At 72.8% G+C, this 19,070-nt stretch carries 17 protein-coding genes; 10 read left to right on the forward strand and 7 right to left on the reverse strand.

Annotation, left to right across the window (positions count from 1 at the left end; translation table 11 throughout):
- The first annotated feature begins 114 nt into the window (after positions 1-114).
- Positions 115-1,353: an endonuclease/exonuclease/phosphatase family protein gene (locus IE255_RS19375; RefSeq protein ID WP_190051575.1), complete on the forward strand. Its 1,239-nt coding sequence runs from the start codon at positions 115-117 to the stop codon at positions 1,351-1,353.
- 1 nt (position 1,354) lies between these two features.
- Here IE255_RS19375 and IE255_RS19380 read toward each other — a convergent pair whose 3' ends face one another.
- The 3 genes from IE255_RS19380 to IE255_RS19390 all read right to left on the reverse strand — a co-directional run bounded on the left by IE255_RS19380 (position 1,355) and on the right by IE255_RS19390 (position 5,329).
- Entirely contained in the window at positions 1,355-2,545 is a 1,191-nt protein-coding gene (locus IE255_RS19380; protein ID WP_190051576.1) for a damage-control phosphatase ARMT1 family protein, read from the reverse strand.
- 56 nt (positions 2,546-2,601) lie between these two features.
- Positions 2,602-3,249, reverse strand: coding sequence for a ScbR family autoregulator-binding transcription factor (locus IE255_RS19385; RefSeq protein ID WP_190051577.1), 648 nt, complete (start codon positions 3,247-3,249; stop codon positions 2,602-2,604).
- 280 nt (positions 3,250-3,529) lie between these two features.
- Positions 3,530-5,329: a S8 family peptidase gene (locus IE255_RS19390; protein WP_190051578.1), complete on the reverse strand. Its 1,800-nt coding sequence runs from the start codon at positions 5,327-5,329 to the stop codon at positions 3,530-3,532.
- A gap of 361 nt (positions 5,330-5,690) precedes the next feature.
- Here IE255_RS19390 and IE255_RS19395 point away from each other — a divergent pair, with 361 nt between their 5' ends.
- Entirely contained in the window at positions 5,691-6,539 is an 849-nt protein-coding gene (locus tag IE255_RS19395) for a lytic polysaccharide monooxygenase auxiliary activity family 9 protein (protein WP_190051579.1), read from the forward strand.
- A 12-nt stretch (positions 6,540-6,551) separates the two neighbouring features.
- On the opposite strand, the gene IE255_RS19400 is transcribed toward IE255_RS19395, so the two are convergent.
- Positions 6,552-7,199, reverse strand: a complete 648-nt coding sequence (locus IE255_RS19400) for a Tat pathway signal sequence domain protein (protein WP_190051580.1) — start codon at positions 7,197-7,199, stop codon at positions 6,552-6,554.
- 644 nt (positions 7,200-7,843) lie between these two features.
- Here IE255_RS19400 and IE255_RS19405 point away from each other — a divergent pair.
- Positions 7,844-8,515: a DUF6230 family protein gene (locus tag IE255_RS19405; RefSeq protein WP_190051581.1), complete on the forward strand. Its 672-nt coding sequence runs from the start codon at positions 7,844-7,846 to the stop codon at positions 8,513-8,515.
- The gene (locus IE255_RS19410; RefSeq protein ID WP_190051582.1) at positions 8,515-8,943 is read left to right on the forward strand and encodes a DUF6114 domain-containing protein; all 429 of its coding nucleotides are present in this window, start codon (positions 8,515-8,517) and stop codon (positions 8,941-8,943) included. The genes IE255_RS19405 and IE255_RS19410 overlap by 1 nt, the downstream gene beginning before the upstream one ends.
- On the opposite strand, the gene tatA is transcribed toward IE255_RS19410, so the two are convergent.
- Complete coding sequence (tatA, locus tag IE255_RS19415) at positions 8,940-9,155, reverse strand: Sec-independent protein translocase subunit TatA (RefSeq protein WP_190051583.1); 216 nt, start codon at positions 9,153-9,155, stop codon at positions 8,940-8,942. The two genes, IE255_RS19410 and tatA, sit on opposite strands and share 4 nt — an antisense overlap.
- Before the next feature lie 77 nt (positions 9,156-9,232).
- Here tatA and IE255_RS19420 point away from each other — a divergent pair, with 77 nt between their 5' ends.
- Positions 9,233-10,786, forward strand: a complete 1,554-nt coding sequence (locus tag IE255_RS19420) for an LCP family protein (RefSeq protein ID WP_190051584.1) — start codon at positions 9,233-9,235, stop codon at positions 10,784-10,786.
- Here the strand turns inward: IE255_RS19420 and mgtA are convergent.
- Both mgtA and IE255_RS19430 read right to left on the reverse strand, forming a co-directional pair.
- On the reverse strand, positions 10,777-13,257 hold the full coding sequence (mgtA, locus tag IE255_RS19425; protein WP_190051585.1) for a magnesium-translocating P-type ATPase: 2,481 nt from the start codon (positions 13,255-13,257) through the stop codon (positions 10,777-10,779). The genes IE255_RS19420 and mgtA overlap by 10 nt on opposite strands.
- Positions 13,247-13,594, reverse strand: a complete 348-nt coding sequence (locus tag IE255_RS19430; protein ID WP_190051586.1) for an ArsR/SmtB family transcription factor — start codon at positions 13,592-13,594, stop codon at positions 13,247-13,249. Before IE255_RS19430 ends, mgtA begins: the two co-directional genes overlap by 11 nt.
- 400 nt (positions 13,595-13,994) lie before the next feature.
- On the opposite strand from IE255_RS19430, the gene IE255_RS19435 reads away from it, so the two are divergent.
- From IE255_RS19435 to IE255_RS19455, 5 genes are all read left to right on the forward strand, one after another.
- Positions 13,995-15,005 (forward strand): substrate-binding domain-containing protein, encoded by a 1,011-nt coding sequence (locus IE255_RS19435; protein WP_190051587.1) that lies wholly within the window; start codon positions 13,995-13,997, stop codon positions 15,003-15,005.
- Between the two features lie 191 nt (positions 15,006-15,196).
- Entirely contained in the window at positions 15,197-17,686 is a 2,490-nt protein-coding gene (locus tag IE255_RS19440) for a sensor histidine kinase (RefSeq protein WP_190051588.1), read from the forward strand.
- 14 nt (positions 17,687-17,700) lie between these two features.
- The gene (locus tag IE255_RS19445; protein WP_003993789.1) at positions 17,701-18,132 is read left to right on the forward strand and encodes a roadblock/LC7 domain-containing protein; all 432 of its coding nucleotides are present in this window, start codon (positions 17,701-17,703) and stop codon (positions 18,130-18,132) included.
- Position 18,133: 1 nt separating this feature from the next.
- Positions 18,134-18,493 carry a DUF742 domain-containing protein gene (locus IE255_RS19450; protein ID WP_190051589.1) on the forward strand — a complete coding sequence of 120 codons (360 nt, stop codon included), beginning with the start codon at positions 18,134-18,136 and terminating at the stop codon, positions 18,491-18,493.
- Complete coding sequence (locus IE255_RS19455; protein WP_190051590.1) at positions 18,480-19,064, forward strand: GTP-binding protein; 585 nt, start codon at positions 18,480-18,482, stop codon at positions 19,062-19,064. The genes IE255_RS19450 and IE255_RS19455 overlap by 14 nt, the downstream gene beginning before the upstream one ends.
- Positions 19,065-19,070: the final 6 nt, after the last annotated feature.

A 19,070-nucleotide genomic window follows, 5' to 3' on the forward strand; every position in this document is an offset into this window, starting at 1 on the left:
AATCGAGGGTGAAGTCGGGAGTTCTGCCCGGACCTTGTGGCGTTCATCTCTACGCGCGCAGACTTACGCCCACACCCTGGCAGCTCATGTCCCTCTCGTTCACCGGAGTCCACCATGAAGCAGTCCCGAGCCCTGCCGCGCCGGGCCGCGCTCACCTCGCTCGCGGGGGCGGCGCTGGCCGGTGCGACGGCCCTGACCGCCTCGGCGGCCGAACGGCGCGGGCGTACCGTGCGGTTCGCCACGTTCAACGCGTCCCTGAACCGCTCCGCCCAGGGCGCCCTGGTCCGTGACCTGTCCACGCCGGACAACGCCCAGGCGCGCAACGCCGCCGAGACGATCCAGCGGATCGACCCGGACGTGCTGCTGATCAACGAGTTCGACTACGACGACCAGGGCGCGGCGGCCCGCCTGTTCCTGCGGAACTACCTCGCCGCCGGGCACAACGGGGCGCGCCCGGTGCGCTATCCGTACCGCTTCACCGCTCCGGTGAACACGGGCGTCGCCACGGGTGTGGACCTCGACGGGAAGAACGGCGCCGTGACGGCGCCCGGTTCGGACGCCTACGGGCAGGACGCCTTCGGGTACGGCTGGTTCCCCGGCCAGTACGGCATGCTCGTGCTGTCGAAGTACCCGATCGACACGCGCGCGGTGCGCACCTTCCAGCACTTCCTGTGGAAGGACATGCCGGGCAACGTCATGCCCGAGGGCTACTACAGCGACGAGGCCCGGGCGATCCTGCGGCTGTCGTCCAAGAGCCACTGGGACGTGCCGGTGCGGATCGGCCGCGAGACGGTGCACTTCCTGGTGTCGCACCCGACGCCGCCCACCTTCGACGGCCCCGAGGACCGCAACGGCCGCCGCAACCACGACGAGATCCGCCTGTGGGCCGACTACATCGGCGGGCGGCGGCGCGGCGCGTACCTGTACGACGACCGGGGCCGGCGCGGCGGGCTGCGGCCCGGGGCGCGGTTCGTGATCGCGGGAGACCTGAACGCCGATCCGTACGACGGCGACAGCTACGACCACGCCGTGCGGCAGCTGCTGGAGCACCCGGCGGTGCACCCCGCCGTCACACCGCCGGCGAGCAGGGGCGGTGTGGCGGCGACCCGGCTCCAGGGCGGCGCGAACACCTCGCACCTGGGCGACCCGGCGTACGACACCGCCGACTTCGGCGACACGGCCCCCGGCAATCTGCGGGTCGACCACGTCATCCCGTCCAGGGGGCTGATACCGGGCGCGAACGGCGTGTTCTGGCCGGAGCCGGGCGACCCGCTGTACCGGCTGGTCGGCGACGGCACGACGGTCCCGACGTCGGACCACCGCCTGGTGTGGCAGGACGTGCAGGTGATCTGACCTAGTCGGGGGTCCGCACCTGGATCAGCGCGTGCGTGCCGCTGGTGCGCCAGCGCTGGTCCTCCGCCGCGACCAGCTCCGCCTCCGTGCGGCTGTCGAGGCCGGTGATCACGTCGGACTTCAGGGTGCGCAGGGCGGCGACCGGCCCGGGGAAGTACGCGGTGACGTCCGCGAAGGGGGTGGTCGGCGCCCAGAGCCGGTCGCCCACCAGGCGGCGGTAGTTGAGGTCGCCCTTGACGAGGGTGAGGGTGGCCGAGGCGAATTCGGCGCGCAGGTCGCCGGGCATCTCCGCGTACGGCAGCGGGGCGCTGGAGAAGGGGTGGGCGCGCAGGGTGAGGCGGCCGTCGGCCAGGGCGGACCACAGCTGCCGGCCGTACGCGGCGGCCGCTCCCCCGGCGCCGGTCAGCCGGCGCAGCGCGTCGACGACGTCGGCGGTCGTGGCGTCGGAGACGTAGTAGGGGTAGGGCTTGACGTGCAGGACGGCTCGTCCGATGCGGCCGCTCGCCAGGAGGTGGGCGATGAGCAGCAGATCGGGGACGAGTTCGCGGCCCGCGTTGTCCGCGACCAGGCTCAGCGTGCCCGAGCCCCGGCCCGCGGTGTCGAGCAGTGACCAGAGCCGGTCGCTGTCGTCGGCCACCAGACCGGGGGCGGCTTGTGCGTACCGGGCTCCTTCGGCGGAGAGGCGGAAGCCGAGGTCGGCGCGGTTGCCCCAGAGGGAGCCGTGCAGCAGGGCCTGTTCCTGTTCGGCGGCGGGCCGGCCGGCGAGGTCGTCGAGCGCGGCCAGTTCCTCGTCGGTCTCGGCGGAGTCGAGTTCGGCCAGTTTGAAGGGGCGGAAGGGGTCGATGCCCTGCCAGGGGCCGGGGCCGAAGTAGCCGACGGCCTGGAGCAGTCGGCGGTAGAACCAGCTCTCGGACCACAGCCACGGCACGTCGAACCAGGACCGGCCGGCGTACGCGCGCATCCCCCAGGCCTCCCAGCGGTCCCGGTCGTGCGCGTCGGCGGGGAGCGGTTCGATCTCGCCCTTGGTGCAGTTCGCCAGCAGGTCGTCGAGCGCGCGGTGCTGCCCGGGTTCGTACGGGAAGGCCTCGCGGACCTGCCGGATGATCGCGGGGTGCCGCTCGGCCAGCACGCTGTGCGGGAAGGAGCCCGGCCGGTTGCCGAGGAGCACGGGTGCGGAGGAGGTGTCGACCATGCGCCTCACCGTAACGCGCGTGCCCTGCGCACCGGCCGATCGGCCCGATGCCCCCGTCACACCGGCGCGATCTCCCGCTCCAGGCGGGCCGCCAGGCTCAGGTAGCGGGCGCGGCGGGTCACCGGCACCAGGCCGCGGATGAGTATGTTCCACATCTCGGCCGTCCTGCGGGGCTGGCGCGCGACGGGCTCGCGGGAGCGGCCCACGACGCGGGTGCCGACGAAGAAGCAGACCAGGGAGTGGGCCACGACGTCGATATCGATGTCGGGATGGACGTCGGACTCCTTGACCGCGCCGACGAGCCGGGTCGTGACGATGTCCAGCCACTCCGTGAACGGGTGGCTCAGCGGCGGCCGGGGCCGGATGCCGCCGGTGGCGAGCCGCAGGCCGGCCCGCAGCACCGGGTCCTCGACGGACATCCGCGTGATGCCGAACGTGAGGCGCATCAGCGCCTCCAGGGAGGTGTGGCCGCGGTTGTCGGTCTCCGTCGCCAGCCGGCGGGCCGTGTGCGACTGGAGTTCGAGGATCGCGTGGGCGAGATCCTCCTTGGCCGCGAAGTGGAAGTACAGGGCGCCCTTGGTGACCTGGGCGTGCTCCACGATGTCGCTGAGACTGGTCGATTCGTAGCCGCGACGGTCGAACAGGTCAGCGGCGGCCGTGATGATCGTCGAGCGGGTCTGCTCGGCTCGCAACTGCCTCGCCATCGACTGAACTCTCCCGGTACGGAAATGAACGGGTCATGCCGTTTGTTTTTACCCCCCGTACACGATAACTCACCCTGAGACGGCCCTCATCACACCAGTGTGCCGGAGTGCGGGTGCACATCCGGCAAAACAAGCGCAACCGGTGAAAGAAAACAGCGCGTTCGGTATCTAACTGTGGGGGTTGTGCGGGCAGACGTAAAGGCGGGCCGGCCGGTGCCCCATCCGCACCGGCCGGCCCGCCCGCTGGTGGCCTGCTCCGTTCAGAGTTCCCGAAAGAGGATCAGAAAGTCAGCTTCCAGCCGTTGAGCGTGCCCGTGTCCTGCGCCGCGGTGTCCTGGACGCGCAGCTTCCAGGTGCCGTTGGCGGTCTCGCTGGAGGCGTTCACCGTGTACGTGGTGTTCACGTTGTCGGCCGAGTCGGAGGCGGCGGACTTCAGGCGGTACGCCGAACCGTCCGGTGCGACCAGGTCGATGACGAGGTCGCCGCGGTAGGTGTGGGTGATGTCGACGCCGACCTGGAGGGCCGACGGGGCGTTGCCGCTGCGGCCGGTGACGGTGATCGGCGACTCGATCGCGGCGCCGTTGTCCGGGATGGCGACGGCGGTGGTGCTGGAGAAGGTCGTGCCGGTGGACGTACCGCCCTTGACGGCCTGGACCGTCTTGGCGGCGTCCGCCAGGCCCGCGCCGCAGCCGCCGGAGCAGGTGCCGGGCAGCGGACGGGCGTTGGCCTTGATGGCCGACTCGATCTGGGCCGGGGTGAGCGCGGTGTTGGCCGACTTCATCAGGGCGGCGAGGCCCGCGACGTGCGGGGTGGCCATGCTGGTGCCCTGGTAGTAGGCGTAGTTCTCGCTCGACGGCGTCTTCGTGCCGGAGTTCAGCGTGGAGAGGATGCCGTTGGCGGTGGAGGTGCGGGTCTCGCCGCCGGGGGCGGAGATGTCCACGATCGAGCCGTAGTTGGAGTACGAGGCCCGGCTGCCGGCGCGGTTGGTCGCGGCGACGGTGATGACGTTGTTGCAGTTCGCCGGGGACGAGCTGGAGGCGTTCGTGTTCTCGTTGCCGGCCGCGACGACGACCGCGGTGCCCCGGTTCACGGCGCCGTTGATGGCGCTCTGGGTGGCGGTGGAGCAGGCGCCGCCCCCGCCGAGGCTCATGTTGATGACCTTGGCGACGTTGGTGTTGGCGGGCACGCCGGAGACGGTGCCGCCGGACGCCCAGGTGATGGCGTCGATGATGTCGGAGTCGTAGCCGCCGCACTTGCCGAGGACGCGGACCGGGGAGATCTTCGCGCCGTAGGCGATGCCGGCGACACCCTTGCCGTTGTTGGTGGCGGCGGCGATGGTGCCGGCCACGTGGGTGCCGTGCCAGGAGGAGTTGGACGCCGGGATGCCCGCGCCGCACTCGCCCGCGTTGTACCAGTCGCCCGGGTCGGCCGGGTTGCTGTCGCGGCCGTTGCCGTCGACGGAGACGGCGGTGTCGGAGATGAAGTCGTAGCCGCCGACGATGTTCGCGGCCAGGTCGGAGTGGGCGACGTAGCCGGTGTCGATGACGGCGACGGTGACGCCGGTGCCGGTGGTGGTGTCCCAGGCGGCCGGGACGTTCATGCCCGCGGTGGACTCGAACAGGTCCCACTGCTTGCTGTACTCGGTGTCGTTGGGGGTGACGGCCGTCGGCTTGTTCAGGCGGTCCGGCACGACGTAGGCGACCTGGGGGTCGGCCTGGTACGCGGCGACGACGTCGGCGACGGACGCCCGGGTGGGGTCGGTGCCCAGCTCGACGAGGGCGGCACCGGTGCCGAGGCGGCGCTGGAAGTCGACGTCCTCGCCGGTCTTCTCGGCCTTGGACGCGGCGTCGGCGGCGGCGGCCTTGTTGGACTTGGCCTCGGTGGCGCCCGACTTGTAGCCGACGATGAGCCGCTCGGCCGTGGTGCCGGGGGCGGCCTCGGTCTGCGCGGCCGGGACGGCGGCGGGCTTAGGGGCGGACTCCTGGGCGACGGCGACCGAGGCGGGGGCGGCGGTCAGCAGGGCGACGGAGACGGCGGCGACGGATATCAGCTTCCGTCTGAGCTCTGGGGAGGTACGCACGGTCGTTGCCTTTCGTGGCCGGACTCCGGGCTGGGCGGAGCGGCGGTGGTGTCGCTTCGTCGTCGAAGCGGAGGGGGGGTCGTTCGAAAAGCGAAGAGCGACGCGATGGCCGGCCAGGCGCGAGTGGGGAGCGGACCGTTCGGGGTTACCTGTGGGTCAGCTGTGCTGGAACGATAGGCAAAGGGAAGGTCATCGGGATACGGGGGAAACCCTCGATCCGGCCGGGACTCCACCCTCTATGGCGGGCCGCCGAGCGTGAATGGCCCCTTTTCGCACGGCTCGTGGCGGGGTGAACGCGCCGGGCCGGTTTCCCGTACTGCATGACCGACTGCTCCCATCCCGGCCGAGGAGACGCAGAGGCATGCCTCGTACGACCGCCCACCGCACCGCGCTCGCGGCCGCCTTCGTGACTGCGCTGCTGCTGCCGCTGTGGGCGGCGGGCCCGGCGCGGGCGCACGGTGCGCCGACGGATCCGGTGAGCCGGGTGGTGGCCTGCTCCCCGGAGGGCGGCGACCGCGCCGGCTCGGCGGCGTGCCGGGCGGCCGTCGCCGCGAACGGCGCGCCCTTCACGGCGTGGGACAACCTGCGGGTGGCGAACGTGGCCGGCCGGGACCGGCAGGTGATCCCCGACGGCAAGCTGTGCAGCGGGGGCCTGCCCGCCTACCGGGGCCTCGACCTCGCCCGCGCCGACTGGCCGGCGACCGAGGTGGCGCCCGGCGCGACGCTGACCATGCGGTACGTCTCCACGATCCCGCACACGGGCACGTTCCGGATGTACCTGACGAAGCCGGGCTACGACCCCGCCGGGCCGCTGTCCTGGGCCGACCTGCCCGAGCGGCCGTTCGCGGAGGTGACGGACCCGGCCCTGACGGACGGCGCGTACGGCATGAAGGTGACGCTGCCGTCCGACCGCGCCGGGCGGCACGTGCTGTACACGGTGTGGCAGAACAGCAGTACGCCGGACACCTATTACTCGTGCTCGGACGTGGTGTTCCCGGACCGGGAAGAAGGGGGGAAGGAGAAGGGGGAGGAGGCGAAGGGGGAGGAGGCGAAGGGCCGGGCTGTCAGTCCGTCACCGCTGGCCTCCGCATCCGCCTCCACCTCCGCCCCCGACTCCGGCCCGTCCACGCCCATGCTGGCGGGCGGCGCCGCGGCGGTGCTGCTGCTCACCGGCGGCGCCGCCCTGGCCGTACACCTACGACGGCGCTGAACTCAGCGCCCATCAAGGTAAGTTCACGTTGACGGCGACGCCGCCCTTCGTCACCGGGGCGTACTTGGCGGTGAAGAAGGCGTTGCTGAAGCACAACGACGAACCGGACGTCTTGGTGAACTGCTGGTTGGTGAAGGAGATGCTGTTGTCGGCGTTGCTCGCCGTGCCGGTCAGGCCGGGGGCCTGGTAGACGCAGGTGATGGTGCCGAGCAGGGTGCGCAGCTTGACCGTGGACTGGACGGCGGAGCCGGCGGCCGGGGTCACGGAGACCGTGCCGTCGGAGGACACGCTGGTGGTGTAGGGCAGGTTGTCGACGGTGATGCCGCTGACGCCTAGGACACCCACGACGTTGGCGGTGCAGCCGCTGGTGTCGAAGCTGTGCGAGGTCAGGGACTCGGTGGCGGTGCCGGGCGCGGCCGGGTTGTCGGTGACGGTGGCGGCGAACGCCGACGAGGTGCACGAGATGCCGCTGGTGCCGGTCGCGCTGGAGTAGAAGGTGGCGGCGGTGCCGCTCGCCAGGGACGCGTCGAGGACGTCGCCGACCGCGACGGCCGCGCCGTCGGCGGTGGTCAGGACCGGGGTGTCGGCCGCCGAGGCGGGGGCGGCGAGGCCCAGGGTGGCGACGGCGGCGGTGAGAGCGAGGAGGGTGCGCGTACGCATGCGGGTGTACCTCTTCTCTGAAGCGGGGGTGAGGGTGGTGGCGGACGCGTCGGCGTCCGCCGTTGCCGGCCCGTCACGCCTTCTCCGTACGTGACGGACCGGCAACGGCAGGCCGGTGACCGGCCGGAGGCGCGCACGGGGACAGGCCTCCGGCCGGGCCGGGCGGGGGGTGGCCGGCGGCACGGCTCCGAAGCGGCCGTGCCGTGGGGATGGGGATCGGGCGATGGAAAGCCCGTGCGGACGCGTCGGGCCGCGAGATGCCCGTGCCGGACGGGAGGTCAGGGACGGCTGGTCCGGGACACGCGGACGGTGCCGCGCGGCGGATCCGGCGCCACGGATCCGGTGAGACGAGGAGAGTTGTAGACCTCGGTGTGGCCCAACGTCAAGGCATTGCAAGGGAGTTGTGCGCGTGATGAGGGTTTCCGGGCAGCGGTGACTCACACGCGGCGCACAACCGACACTCTTTGTTCACACTTCTCTTGACCCTTCATGTAACCCCCGGTAACTTCCTGGTCGGCTACTGCGGCGTAACGAGAAAGCCCTTGCAACCGCCGGGAGTTGCGAGGAGACATGCGCACGCGGTCGATGTCCGCGCCAGGGCAACGTGCCAACCCGATCCGCACCGACACGCACCTGGAGCAGACATGACCTCCTCCGCCGAGCACACCCCTGAAAGACCGGAAGGCCCCGTCGCCTCGGACGCCGGCGACGTCCCCGCGCGACGCGGGCGGGTCCGGGCGCGCCGGGCCGCGGTGATGGCGGTGCCGGCCACCGCGGTCGTCGCGGGCCTCGCGATCCTCACCTCCCAGGGGGCGCTGGGTGTGCAGTTCGCCATCTCCGGAATGCCCTTCACGGTCACGGCGACCGAGCTGAACGGCACCGGCTTCGCGCAGTTCGGCGGTCTGGACGAGATGGCCGAGGGCAGCCCCAACGCGGGTGACACCGGCGGCCAGGTACTGGTCGTCACGTCCGTGATCAAGAACGCGACGCTCACCAAGCTGTGCCAGAGCGTGGACCTGGGCGGCACGAACCTGGTCATCAGGGCCGGTGAAGGCGCGCAGAAGGTCACCGCCAGCGATCTGACGACCGACTCGACCCAGCTGTCCGGCGACGCCGCGTTCAACAACATCGAGATCGGCAACGACGCCAGCACGCTCGACAAGGCCGGGCCGCTCGGCCGCGGCCCGAAGGGCGTCTTCAGCCAGCAGTCCGACACCGTGCACATCGCCAACCTGCGGCAGACCAACTACGCCACGACCGCCGGTGTGTTCAAGCTGCCCGGGCTGAAACTGGGCTTCAGCGGGTCGGGTTGCTGATGCCCGGCCGCTCGCGCGGGGACTTCCGGCGGTGGCGGGCCGGCCGGCCGTTCTGGGGCGGGCTGCTGCTCGCCCTGGGCGGGGTGGAGATCCTGCTCACCCTGAAGGCGTCGCTGGACGTCATCCTGCACGTCGGCATGCAGGGGCTGGCGGGCTATCTGCTCCCGGCCGTGATGCTGCTGTGCGGGCTGCTGATCCTCTTCAACCCCGCCCAGCGCCTGTTCTACTCGGTCATCGGGGTGCTGGTCTCCCTGAGCAGCTGGCTGACGTCCAACCTGGGCGGCTTCTTCGTCGGCCTGCTCCTGGGCGTGGCCGGCAGCTGCCTCACCTTCGGCTGGCTCCCGGACCAGGAGCCGCGCGTCAGCCGCCGGCAGCGCCGGAAGGAGGCCCGGTCGGCGAAGGCCACGAGCCCGGCGCCGCAGGCCTAGGGGGTGTCCACGGGCGCGGCGGTCCGGGCCTGCTCACCGGGCGCCGCGTCCGCGGCGCCCTCCTCCTTCAGTGCCCTCGCCTCGCTCTTGAGGATCCGCATCGAGCGGCCGAGCGAACGCGCCGTGTCCGGCAGTTTCTTCGAGCCGAACAGGACGATCACGACGATCGCCACGATCAGCAGGTGCCAGGGCTCCAGTCCGTTGCGCAGCACGTCATACTCTCCCTCGCCTCGACAGTTGCTACATTGCGCAACTGTACAACCCCCGGGCGAGAGGCGAGCAGACGCCGATGACGGTCACCAGCAGCCGGACGACGGACCCGCCGCGGCACCGGAGCAGGGGTGCGGGCCACCGCGGCCGGGCGGCGCCCCCGGGCCGCGGGCGCCGGCGCGGTCGCCGCCGGGGCCGCGGCATACGCGCCACCCTCGCGGTGTGCCTCGCCCTGCTGGTGCTCGCCGCGGGCGGCGCAGGCTGGCTGTACCTGAAACTGGACGGCAACATCAGCACGTTCGACTCCGGCGGCCTCTCCGACCACCGCCCCGAGGCCGGCTCGTCGAAGGGCGAGAACGTGCTGGTCATCGGCTCCGACACCCGCACCGGCGGCAACAACGCCCTCGGCGGCGGCGACAAGGACGACGTGGGCCGCTCCGACACCGCGTTCCTGCTGCACGTGTACGCCGACCACCGGCACGCCCTCGCCGTCTCCATCCCCCGCGACACCCTGGTCACCATCCCGCCCTGCCGGCTGCCCGACGGCAGCTGGACCAAGGCCCAGCCGGACACGATGTTCAACGCGGCGTACTCGGTCGGCCAGACCGCCAAGGGCAACCCGGCCTGCACCCAGAACACGGTCGAACAGCTCACCGGGCTGCGCGTCGACCACACCGTCGTCGTCGACTTCAAGGGCTTCGCCCGGCTGACCGACGTGGTGGGCGGGGTGAAGGTCTGCCTGCCGCAGGACGTCTACGAGAACGACCTCGACCCGCACCTGACCGCCCCGGGCAAGCTGCTGTTCCACAAGGGCGAGCAGACGGTGTCGGGCCAGAAGGCCCTGGACTACGTCCGGATCCGGCACGGCATCGGCGACGGGTCCGACATCGGCCGCATCAAGCGCCAGCAGGCGTTCGTGGCGAGCCTCCTGAAAGAGGTGAAGAGCAAGGGCCTCACCCCGGCCAACCTGCTGCCGCTGGCCGAAGCCGCCACGCGGTCGTTGACCGTCGACCCCGGCCTCGGCTCCGCCGACAAGCTGATCTCCTTCGCCATGTCCCTGAAGGACATCGACCTGCACAACACCAAGTTCGTCACCCTGCCCTGGCGCTACGAGGGTTCCCGGGTGGCGATCGTGCAGCCGGACGCCGACGCGCTGTGGGCCGCGCTCCGGGCCGACCGCACGATCGACGGCGAGAACGCCGGCGGGAAGAAAACCGGAGCGTCCAGTTCCAGCACGCCCTCCGCGCCGGTCTCGGGTGACGGCATCGACGTCGCCGTCTACAACGGCACCTCCGTCCCCGGCCTGGCCGCCCGTGCCGCCGCCACCCTCACCGCGGACGGCTTCACCGTCACGGGCACGGCCACGGCGTCCGCGCAGGACCACACCACCACGCTCGTCGAGTACGGCCCCGGCCTGGAGAACCAGGCCCGGACCGTGGCGCAGGCCTTCCCCGGCGCCGGGCTCCGGTCAGTGACCGGCAGCGGAGTCAGTGTCGTCCTGGGGCAGTCGTACGCCGGCACCCCGGCGGCTGCCGCGTCCGCCTCCCCCACCCCGACCGCCGTGCCGTCGGAGGTCGCCGACGGGGCCCGGTCCGCGGCCGACAACCCCTGCTCGGACCTCACCTACGGCTGACGCCGCCGGTACCCGGCGCGGGCCGCGGTCAGGGCCAGGGCGTACAGACCGGGGACCAACGCCAGCAGGACGTAGTAGGCGGCGGGCAGGGCCGTCATGCCGAGGGCCGCGCCGAGGGGGCTCGGCGGGAGCAGCAGTCCGACGGCGGCGAGTCCGGCCGCCGCCATGGCGACCGGCCCCGGCGCGCGGCTGCCCTCGCCACGCCGGCCGGTGCGCAGCAGCAGCATCACCACGGCCTGGGTGAGCAGGTTCTCGGTGAACCAGGCGGAGTGGAACACGGCCTCGTCGTCGACGGCGTCGGGGCCGTGCAGCGCGAGCGTGAGGACGGCGAAGGTGGCGAGGTCGGCGACCGCGTTGAGCACGCCGAAGCCGGTGACGAACCGCAGGAAGGAGCGCGGCCGCAGCCCGGCCGGGCCGCGCAGCGCCACCGCGCCGGGACGGTCGTGGGCGAAGGCGAGCTGGGCCGCGTCGAAGCACAGGTTCTGCGCGAGGACCTGGGCCGGGAGCATCGGCAGGAAGGGCAGGAGCAGGCCCGCGGCGAGCATGGCGACGACGTTGCCCAGGTTCGAGGAGAGCGTGACGCGCAGGTACGAGGCGATGTTGCCGCTCGCGTGCCGGCCGGCCGTGATCGCGTGGCCGATCGCCGTGAGGTCCTTCTCGGCGAGCACCACATCCGCGCTGTCCCGTGCCACGCCGACGGCGGAGCGGGGCGCGATGCCGACGTCGGCGGCGCGCATCGCGGCCACGTCGTTCACGCCGTCGCCGAGGAAGCCGACGGTGTGCCCGGCGGCGCGCAGGGCGGCGACGGCGCGGGCCTTGTCCTCCGGGGTGCAGCGGGCGAGGACGGTCGCCGCGCCGATGTCCTCCGGTCGTCCGGCGGTCCGTACCTCGCCCGGGTCCAGGCCCAGTTCGCGGCAGGCCCGGGCCGCCGTGGCCGGGTGGTCGCCGGTGAGGACCTTCACGGTGACGCCGCGGTCGGCCAGGCCGCGCAGGGCCTCGGCGGCGGTCGGGGCGAGGGCGTCCCGGAAGGTGACCAGGCCCCGGAAGGCGAGGCCGCGGGCGTCGGCCGAAGCACCGGGGCCGGCGGGGCGGTCGGCCGTGGCGACGGCCAGTACCCGCAGCCCGGCGTCCGCCTCCCGGGCGGCGAGCGACAGCAGCCGCTCATGCTCGCCGGGCCGTGTCGCGCAGCGCTCCAGGACGGCCTCGACGGCACCGGTGACGACGACGGTGTGCCGCCCGAGGCCGCCTCGTACCACCGCCGTCGCGGTCCGCCGGACCGGGTCGAACGGCACGGCGTCCACCCCGTCGTACTCCTCGCCCACCGGCCCGGCCGCCTCCAGCAGGGCCTCGTCGAGGGCGTCCGGCGCGGGCAGTTCGGCGAGCTGGAGGGTCCACCAGGCGCCCACTGCGGCCCAGTTCAGCACCTCCGGGGCGTCCCGGCCGGCCGGGTCGAGGGAGCGTTCGACGACCGGACGGTCCTGGGTGAGGGTGCCGGTCTTGTCGACGCACAGCACATCGACGGCGCCCAGGTCGTGCAGTGCGGGCAGCCGTTTGACGATCACGCCCTGGGTACGGGCGAGGAGGGCGGCGCCCCGCGCCAGGCAGGTGATGACGATCACCGGCAGCATCTCGGGCGTCAGCCCGACGGCGACCGCGACGGCGAAGGGCAGTGTCTCCAGGCCGCGGTCGCGCAGCGCCGCGTTCGCCATCAGCACCAGCGGCGGGGTCAGCAGCATGAACCGGATCAGCACCCAGGAGATCCCGTGCACGGACCGGTCGAAGGCCCCGCCCTCCCGGCGCGCGTCCGGCGCCCGGTGGGCGGCGGCGAACCGGGTCCCGGCCCCGGTCGCGACCACGACGGCGGTGGCGCTTCCCGTGGCGACGGCACTGCCCTGGAAGCAGAGGTGGGACTCGTCGGGCGTCCCCGCGTCGGCCGCCGTCTTCCCCACCGGCGCCGACTCCCCGGTCAGGACCGCCTGGTGCACCGTGAGCCCCCGGGCGCGGAGCAGCCGTACGTCCGCCGGGACGAGGTCCCCGGGGCCGAGGCGGAGCACATCGCCGGGGACGAGTTCGGCGACCGGCACCTCCCGGGCCCGCGGCGGCTCCTGGGCGTCGGCGCGGCGCAGCACCGTGGCGGTGCCGGCGACCAGTTCGCGCAGGGCGGCCAGGGACCGGTCGGCCCGGTGCTCTCCGCTCGCGCGCAGCACGCAGCTGACCGCGACCAGGGCGAGGATCACCCCGGCGGTGCCCCAGGAGGCGACGGCGGCGGACACCAGGCCGAGGCAGAGCAGGACGGCGGTGAAGGGGTCGCGCAGGGCCCGTACGCACCGGCGGGGCCAGGTCGGTGTCCGCTCCTGCGGCAGCGTGTTCCCGCCGCAGGCGGCCAGCCGGGACGCGGCCTCCGTGTCGGTCAGTCCCCGCGGGCCCGACTCCAGCCGCCGCAGCACCCCGAGGGTGGTCTCAGAGGCCATGGAGGCGGCGGGGCGCCGGTGCGGCGCGGTCGGTGAGCCGGCCGACCAGGAGCCGTACGACGTCGACGATGTCCGGGTCGTCGACGTAGTAGACCTGCCGGCGGCCCTCGCGGCGGGAGCGGACGAGCCCGGCCAGCTTCAGTTTGGTGAGGTGCTGGCTGACCGCGGGCAGCGCGCCGCCGACCCGCTCCGCGAGGCCGGTGACGTCGCTCTCGCCCTGGGCCAGCGCCCAGACGATGTGCAGCCGGGCGGGCGAGGCGAGCAGTCCGAAGGCCGCGGCCGCCTGGGCGAGCACGTCGGCGGACGGGTCCTCGAAGCCACTGCCGGCTGCCGCCACCGTCGCCGCCCTTCCGTCGTCGCGCCCTGTCGTCCCGTGAGCCGCACCAGTCTAGGCGGGTCTCGCCCTTGTGGAGTCCGGCGTCGCGCGGGTGCACAAGGGGCGTCCGAACCGCATGGACGGTACGGAAAGCGCAGGCCAGACCATCCGCGGCGAGGAGCTCGCGAGGTACGGGGCGGTGGCGCGCAAGCCGTAAGCGGAATCTCGCTGTTCGGCCCGTCGGACGGATCATCACAATGCGGCAGCATCAACTCACGGCATGTGGCTGCTCACTTGACGACCAGTGGTCACACACGGTTGGCTCCGGGCCAGCGAGAGTCATCCGGTCGGTGCACATCATGCGGCCCCGCCTGCACTCTCACCCTGCTCTTGCTCGGCCGCACAGCGAGGTCCGCCCCTCATGAACACTCCTCCCCCGCCGCACGCCTCCGCGAGACTCCTCCGTCTCGCGGCCCTGGCGTCCGCCGTGTGTCTGCTGGTGTCCGGCTGCTCGGTCCTCGGCTCGGCCGGGGACGGATCGGACGCGGACCCGGTGGGCGGGTCCGGCTCCGGGATGAAGGTCGCCCTGGTCACGCACGGCGGCAAGGGCGACGCGTTCTGGGATCTGGTGCGCCGGGGCGCCGAGGCGGCGGCCGCCAAGGACGGCATCGACCTGACGTACGCCGGCGACGCCGACCCGGCCGCGCAGGCCGATCTGGTGCGGGACGCGGTCCGCGACAAGGTCGACGGCATCGCCGTGACGCTGGCCAAGCCGGCGGCGATGCGCGGCCCGGTCGCCCAGGCCAAGGCGGCCGGCATACCCGTCGTCGGGCTCAACTCCGGCATCGACGCCTGGCGGCCGGCCGGGCTCCTGGAGTACTTCGGGCAGGACGAGTCCGTCGCCGGCCGGGCCGTCGGCGACAAGCTGGACGACCTCAGGGCCAAGCACGCCCTGTGCGTGGTGCACGAGCGGGGCAACGTCGCGCTGGAGGCCCGCTGCGCCGGTGTGCGCAAGGCCTTCCGGGGCGACACCGACAACCTGTACGTGGACGGCAGCGACATGAACGCGGTGACCGCCACCATCGCGTCCCGGCTGCGGCAGGACTCCAGCATCGACGAGGTCGTCACCCTGGGCGCCCAGTACGGGCTCAGCGCCGTCAAGGCGGTGCGGCAGGCCGGCAGCAGGGCCGAGGTCGCCACCTTCGACCTCGACAAGGACGTGGTCAAGGCGGTGCGGAGCGGGCAGGTGCGGTTCGCCGTGGACCAGCAGCCGTACCTTCAGGGCTACCTCGCGGTGGACGCCCTGTGGCTGTACCGGACCAACGGCAACGTCAGCGGCGGCGGGGTGTCGCCGGTGCTCACCGGCCCGGCGTTCGTGACCAGGTCGAACGTGTCCGCTGTGGCCCGGTTCGCCGCCGCCGGGACCCGGTGACCGGGCACGTCCTGTGACGGTGTCGCCAAAGATTCGGTCAGGCCCGGCCCGTACGTCCACTTGTACGGATAACATCCTGCGCATCCCATGTGCCGTGCCCGGCACGCCACCATCCCCGCGCCCGTCCCCCAGCCCTCCCGACCGTTCCGCTTCCCCGTTCCTCGCTCCCCGCTGATCGCCCTAGGACGACGATGTCTCGACGGACAGGTGCCCGCCGCCGTCTCGGTTCCATACGCCTCTCCCTGGTCCTCCTGGCCCTGGTGCCCAGCGTCACCCTCGCCGCCATGTGGGGTGTGACGACGATCCAGATGTTCTCGGAGGGCCTGCGGCTGCGTGACCAGACGGAGCTGAGCCGGTCGACCGGTGCCATGGGCACCGACGCCGCGCTCGCGCTCCAGCGGGAGCGCAGCCTGTCGGCGGCCTGGCTGGCCTCGCCGCACGGCTCCCGGGCGGCGCTCGACGCGCAGCGCGAGGAGACCGACAAGGCGGTCGCGAAGCTGGTGGAGCAGGCGGACGCGATCGAGAAGGCACCCTCCCGCGTATCCGACCGGCTGTACTCGGTGCTGGGCTCGGTGGGCAGCCTGGAATACTACCGGGACCAGGTGGACAAGCCCACCGACATCACCCCCCAGCAGGCGCTGGACCAGTACTCCTCGATCATCGACGACCAGATCCACGCCTTCCAGGAGCTCTCCCAGGTCGACGACGGCGACCTCACCTCGAAGGCCGGGCCGCTGGTCGCGCTGGAGCACGCGGCGGAGCTGGTCTCCCGGGAGGACGCGCAGCTCACCCTGGCCTGGCCGTCCGGGCATCTGGACGACGCGGCGTGGGTGCGGTTCGCGGAGCTGGTGAACACGCGGCGCTGGCTGGTCCAGGACCAGGTCGTGCCGCAGCTGACGGGCAGCGCCAAGACGCAGACCGAGCGGATCCTGGCGAGCCCGGACTGGCAGACGCTGCAGTCCATCGAGGACCAGGTGCTGGCGGCCCGCAACTCCAGCGCGGCCGCGGACAAAATCGCCCTGCCGGACACGCAGAAGCGGTGGAACACCGCCATGGACAAGCTGTCCGAGCAGTACGCGGGCCTCATCCAGCAGCAGACGACGGCACTGCTCCAGCGCAGCGCCGACCAGGCGGACGCCCTGCTGCTCAAGGCGGCGCTGCTGAGCGCCGGCGGGCTGCTCGCGCTGCTGCTGTGCGTCGGCATGTCCTGGCGGATCACGCGCTCGCTGTCCCGGCGGCTGCGCGGACTGCGCCGGGCCGCCGTCAGCCTCGCGCAGGAGCGGCTGCCCGACGTGGTGGCCCGGCTGGAGCGGGGCGAGACGGTCGACCCGGAGTCGGCGACGACCCCGCTGGACTACGGGCACGACGAACTCGGCCAGGTGGCCCAGGCGTTCAACACCGCCCAGCGCACGGCCGTGCACACCGCGGTCGAACTCGCCGACACCCGGCGCGGGTTCCAGAAGATCATCCTGGGCATAGCGCGGCAGAGCCAGAACCTGGTCAACCTCCAGCTGAGCAAGCTCGACACGCTGGAGCGCGAGCACACCGACCCGGACATCCTCAAGGGCCTGTACGAACTGGACTCCACGGCCAGCCAGCTGCGCCGCTACGAGGAGAACCTCGTCATCGTCAGCGGCGAACGGCCCGGCCGCAGCTGGACCGAGCCGGTCGCGCTGATCGACATCCTGCGTAGCGCGATCGGCGAGGTCGCCGAGTACCAGCGGGTGGAGGTGCACACCGAGGAGGAGGTGTACGTCGCCCCGCCCGCGGTGGCCGACGTGATCCATCTGCTGGCCGAGCTCATCGACAACGCGACGGCGTACTCGCCCGCCCCGAGCCCCGTCAGCGTGCGGGCCGGGATGGTGGCCAAGGGCCTGGCCGTCGAGGTCGAGGACCGCGGCCTCGGCATGTCGGAGGAGGACTACGCGTCCTTCAACGAACAGCTGGCGGTGCCCCCGCAGTTCGACGTGGTGGCGCTCGCCGACGACCTGCGGCTCGGCATGTTCGTCATCGCCCAGCTGGCCCACCGGCACGGCATCGCCGTCACCCTGCGCTCCTCGCCGTACGGCGGGACCACGGCGATCGTGCTGATCCCGCACGAGATCGTGGTCCGGGAGGTCCCCGCCGGCGGGACGCCGGAGGCCCGGGACGCCAAGGACAGGGCCGTCGCGAACGGCCTGGCGGCCCCGGCGGGCACGGGCGGCGGCGCCAAGGACGGCAACGCCTCGAAGAACGGGAAGGCTTCGGTGGAGGGGCGGGGTGCGATGGACGACGCCGAGCAGGCCGACGCGCCTCAGGGCGCCGAGGCAGCACGGGGCGCCGAACGCGCCGCCGGGTCCGCCCGCGAGCCCCGGCCCCTCGTCACCGCCCGGACGGCCTCCGCCGCGCCCGCCGCCCGCACGGTCATCCCCCGCCGCGACGGTCTCGCCCCGCTCCCCCGCCGGGTGCCGCAGACCAGCCTGGTGGAGGAGCTGCGCGAGGAGGCAGCGCCCGCCGGCGACGGCGGCTCCCTCGACGACTTCACCGCGGAAGCCGCCGCCTCGTCCCTGGCCGGCTTCCAGCGCGGCACGCTCCGGGCCCGTGACGACGACGCCGAGCCGCCGCACGACCGGGAGACGGCCGCACCACCCCGGCCGGCCGCCGCCGATCCCGTCCCCTCGACTCCGCCCGCCGACAGCTGACGAAGGACACCGCAATGACACGCCCCATCCCCGCCACGCACACCCAGCTCGACCAGCTGCTGACCGGACTCGTGGAGCGGGTCGCCGACGTGAACCAGGCCGTGGTGCTCTCCGAGGACGGCCTGGTGGTCAGCAAGTCCACCGGATTCCTGCGCGACGACGCCGAGCGGCTCGCGGCGACCGCGTCCGGGCTGATGAGCCTCAGCAAGGGCGTCAGCATGGACTTCCGGGGCGGTCCGGTGCGCCAGGCGCTCATCGAGATGGCCAACAGCTACCTGATCCTTACCTCCGCAGGGCCGGGCGCCCACCTGGTCGTGCTGACCGGGCCGGGTGCGGACGTCGGTGTGGTGGCGTACCAGATGAACATGCTGGTGAAGAAGATCGGCGAGCACCTCAGCGCGGCACCGCGGGGCATGGCCGGACCCGTCGCCGACCCAGGCGTGTGAGGTGGGCGGAGGCGATTCGGCGGGCCGGCTCGTACGGCCGTTCGCACTGACCGGTGGCCGGACCCGGCCCAGCCGCGCCGACTTCACGCTCATCGCGACCGTGACCGCGGTCGATCCGCCGCCCGCCGCGGCGGCCCGGCCGCAGCCCGAGCACACCCGGATCCTCCGGCTGTGCGCCGAGCCGGTCGCCGTGGCGGAGCTGGCCGCCCGGCTCGACCTTCCGGTGAGCGTGGTCGTCATCCTGCTCTGCGATCTGCTGGAGGCGGGCCGGATCACCGTCCGCCCGCCGCGCCCCGTTTCCCGTACCACTCCCGACCTGGACCTGCTGCAGAAAGTGAGGGACGGCCTTGGCCGGCTCTGACGTCGCCACCGACGCGTCCTCGGCACCCGACACGGTCAAGATCCTCATCGCCGGGGGCTTCGGCGTCGGCAAGACCACCATGGTCGGGTCGGTCAGCGAGATCGTCCCGCTGCGCACCGAGGAACCCCTGACCATGGCCGGTCTGGGCGTCGACGACCTCGACGGCATCGAGGAGAAGCGGGCCACCACCGTGGCCCTGGACTTCGGCCGCATCACCATCAGCCAGGACCTGGTGCTGTACCTGTTCGGCACGCCGGGGCAGCAGCGGTTCTGGTTCATGTGGAACGACCTGGCCCTCGGCGCGCTGGGCGCCGTGGTCCTGGTCGACGTCCGCAGACCCGAGTCGAGCTTCGCCGCGATCGACTTCTTCGAACGCCGGGGCATCCCCTTCGTGGTCGGGGTCAACGGCTTCTTCGGGGAGCACCCGTATCCGCCCGAGGACATCCGGGAGGCCCTGGCGGTCCCGGAGCACGTGCAGTTGCTGCTGTGCGACGCGCGGGACCGGGAGTCGTGCCGGGACGTGCTGATCGCCCTGATCGACCAGCTGATCGCGTCGGCGGTGCAGGCCTGAACCAGG

Origin of the sequence: Streptomyces lomondensis (genome assembly GCF_014651035.1) — a bacterium.
Taxonomy (GTDB): domain Bacteria; phylum Actinomycetota; class Actinomycetes; order Streptomycetales; family Streptomycetaceae; genus Streptomyces; species Streptomyces lomondensis.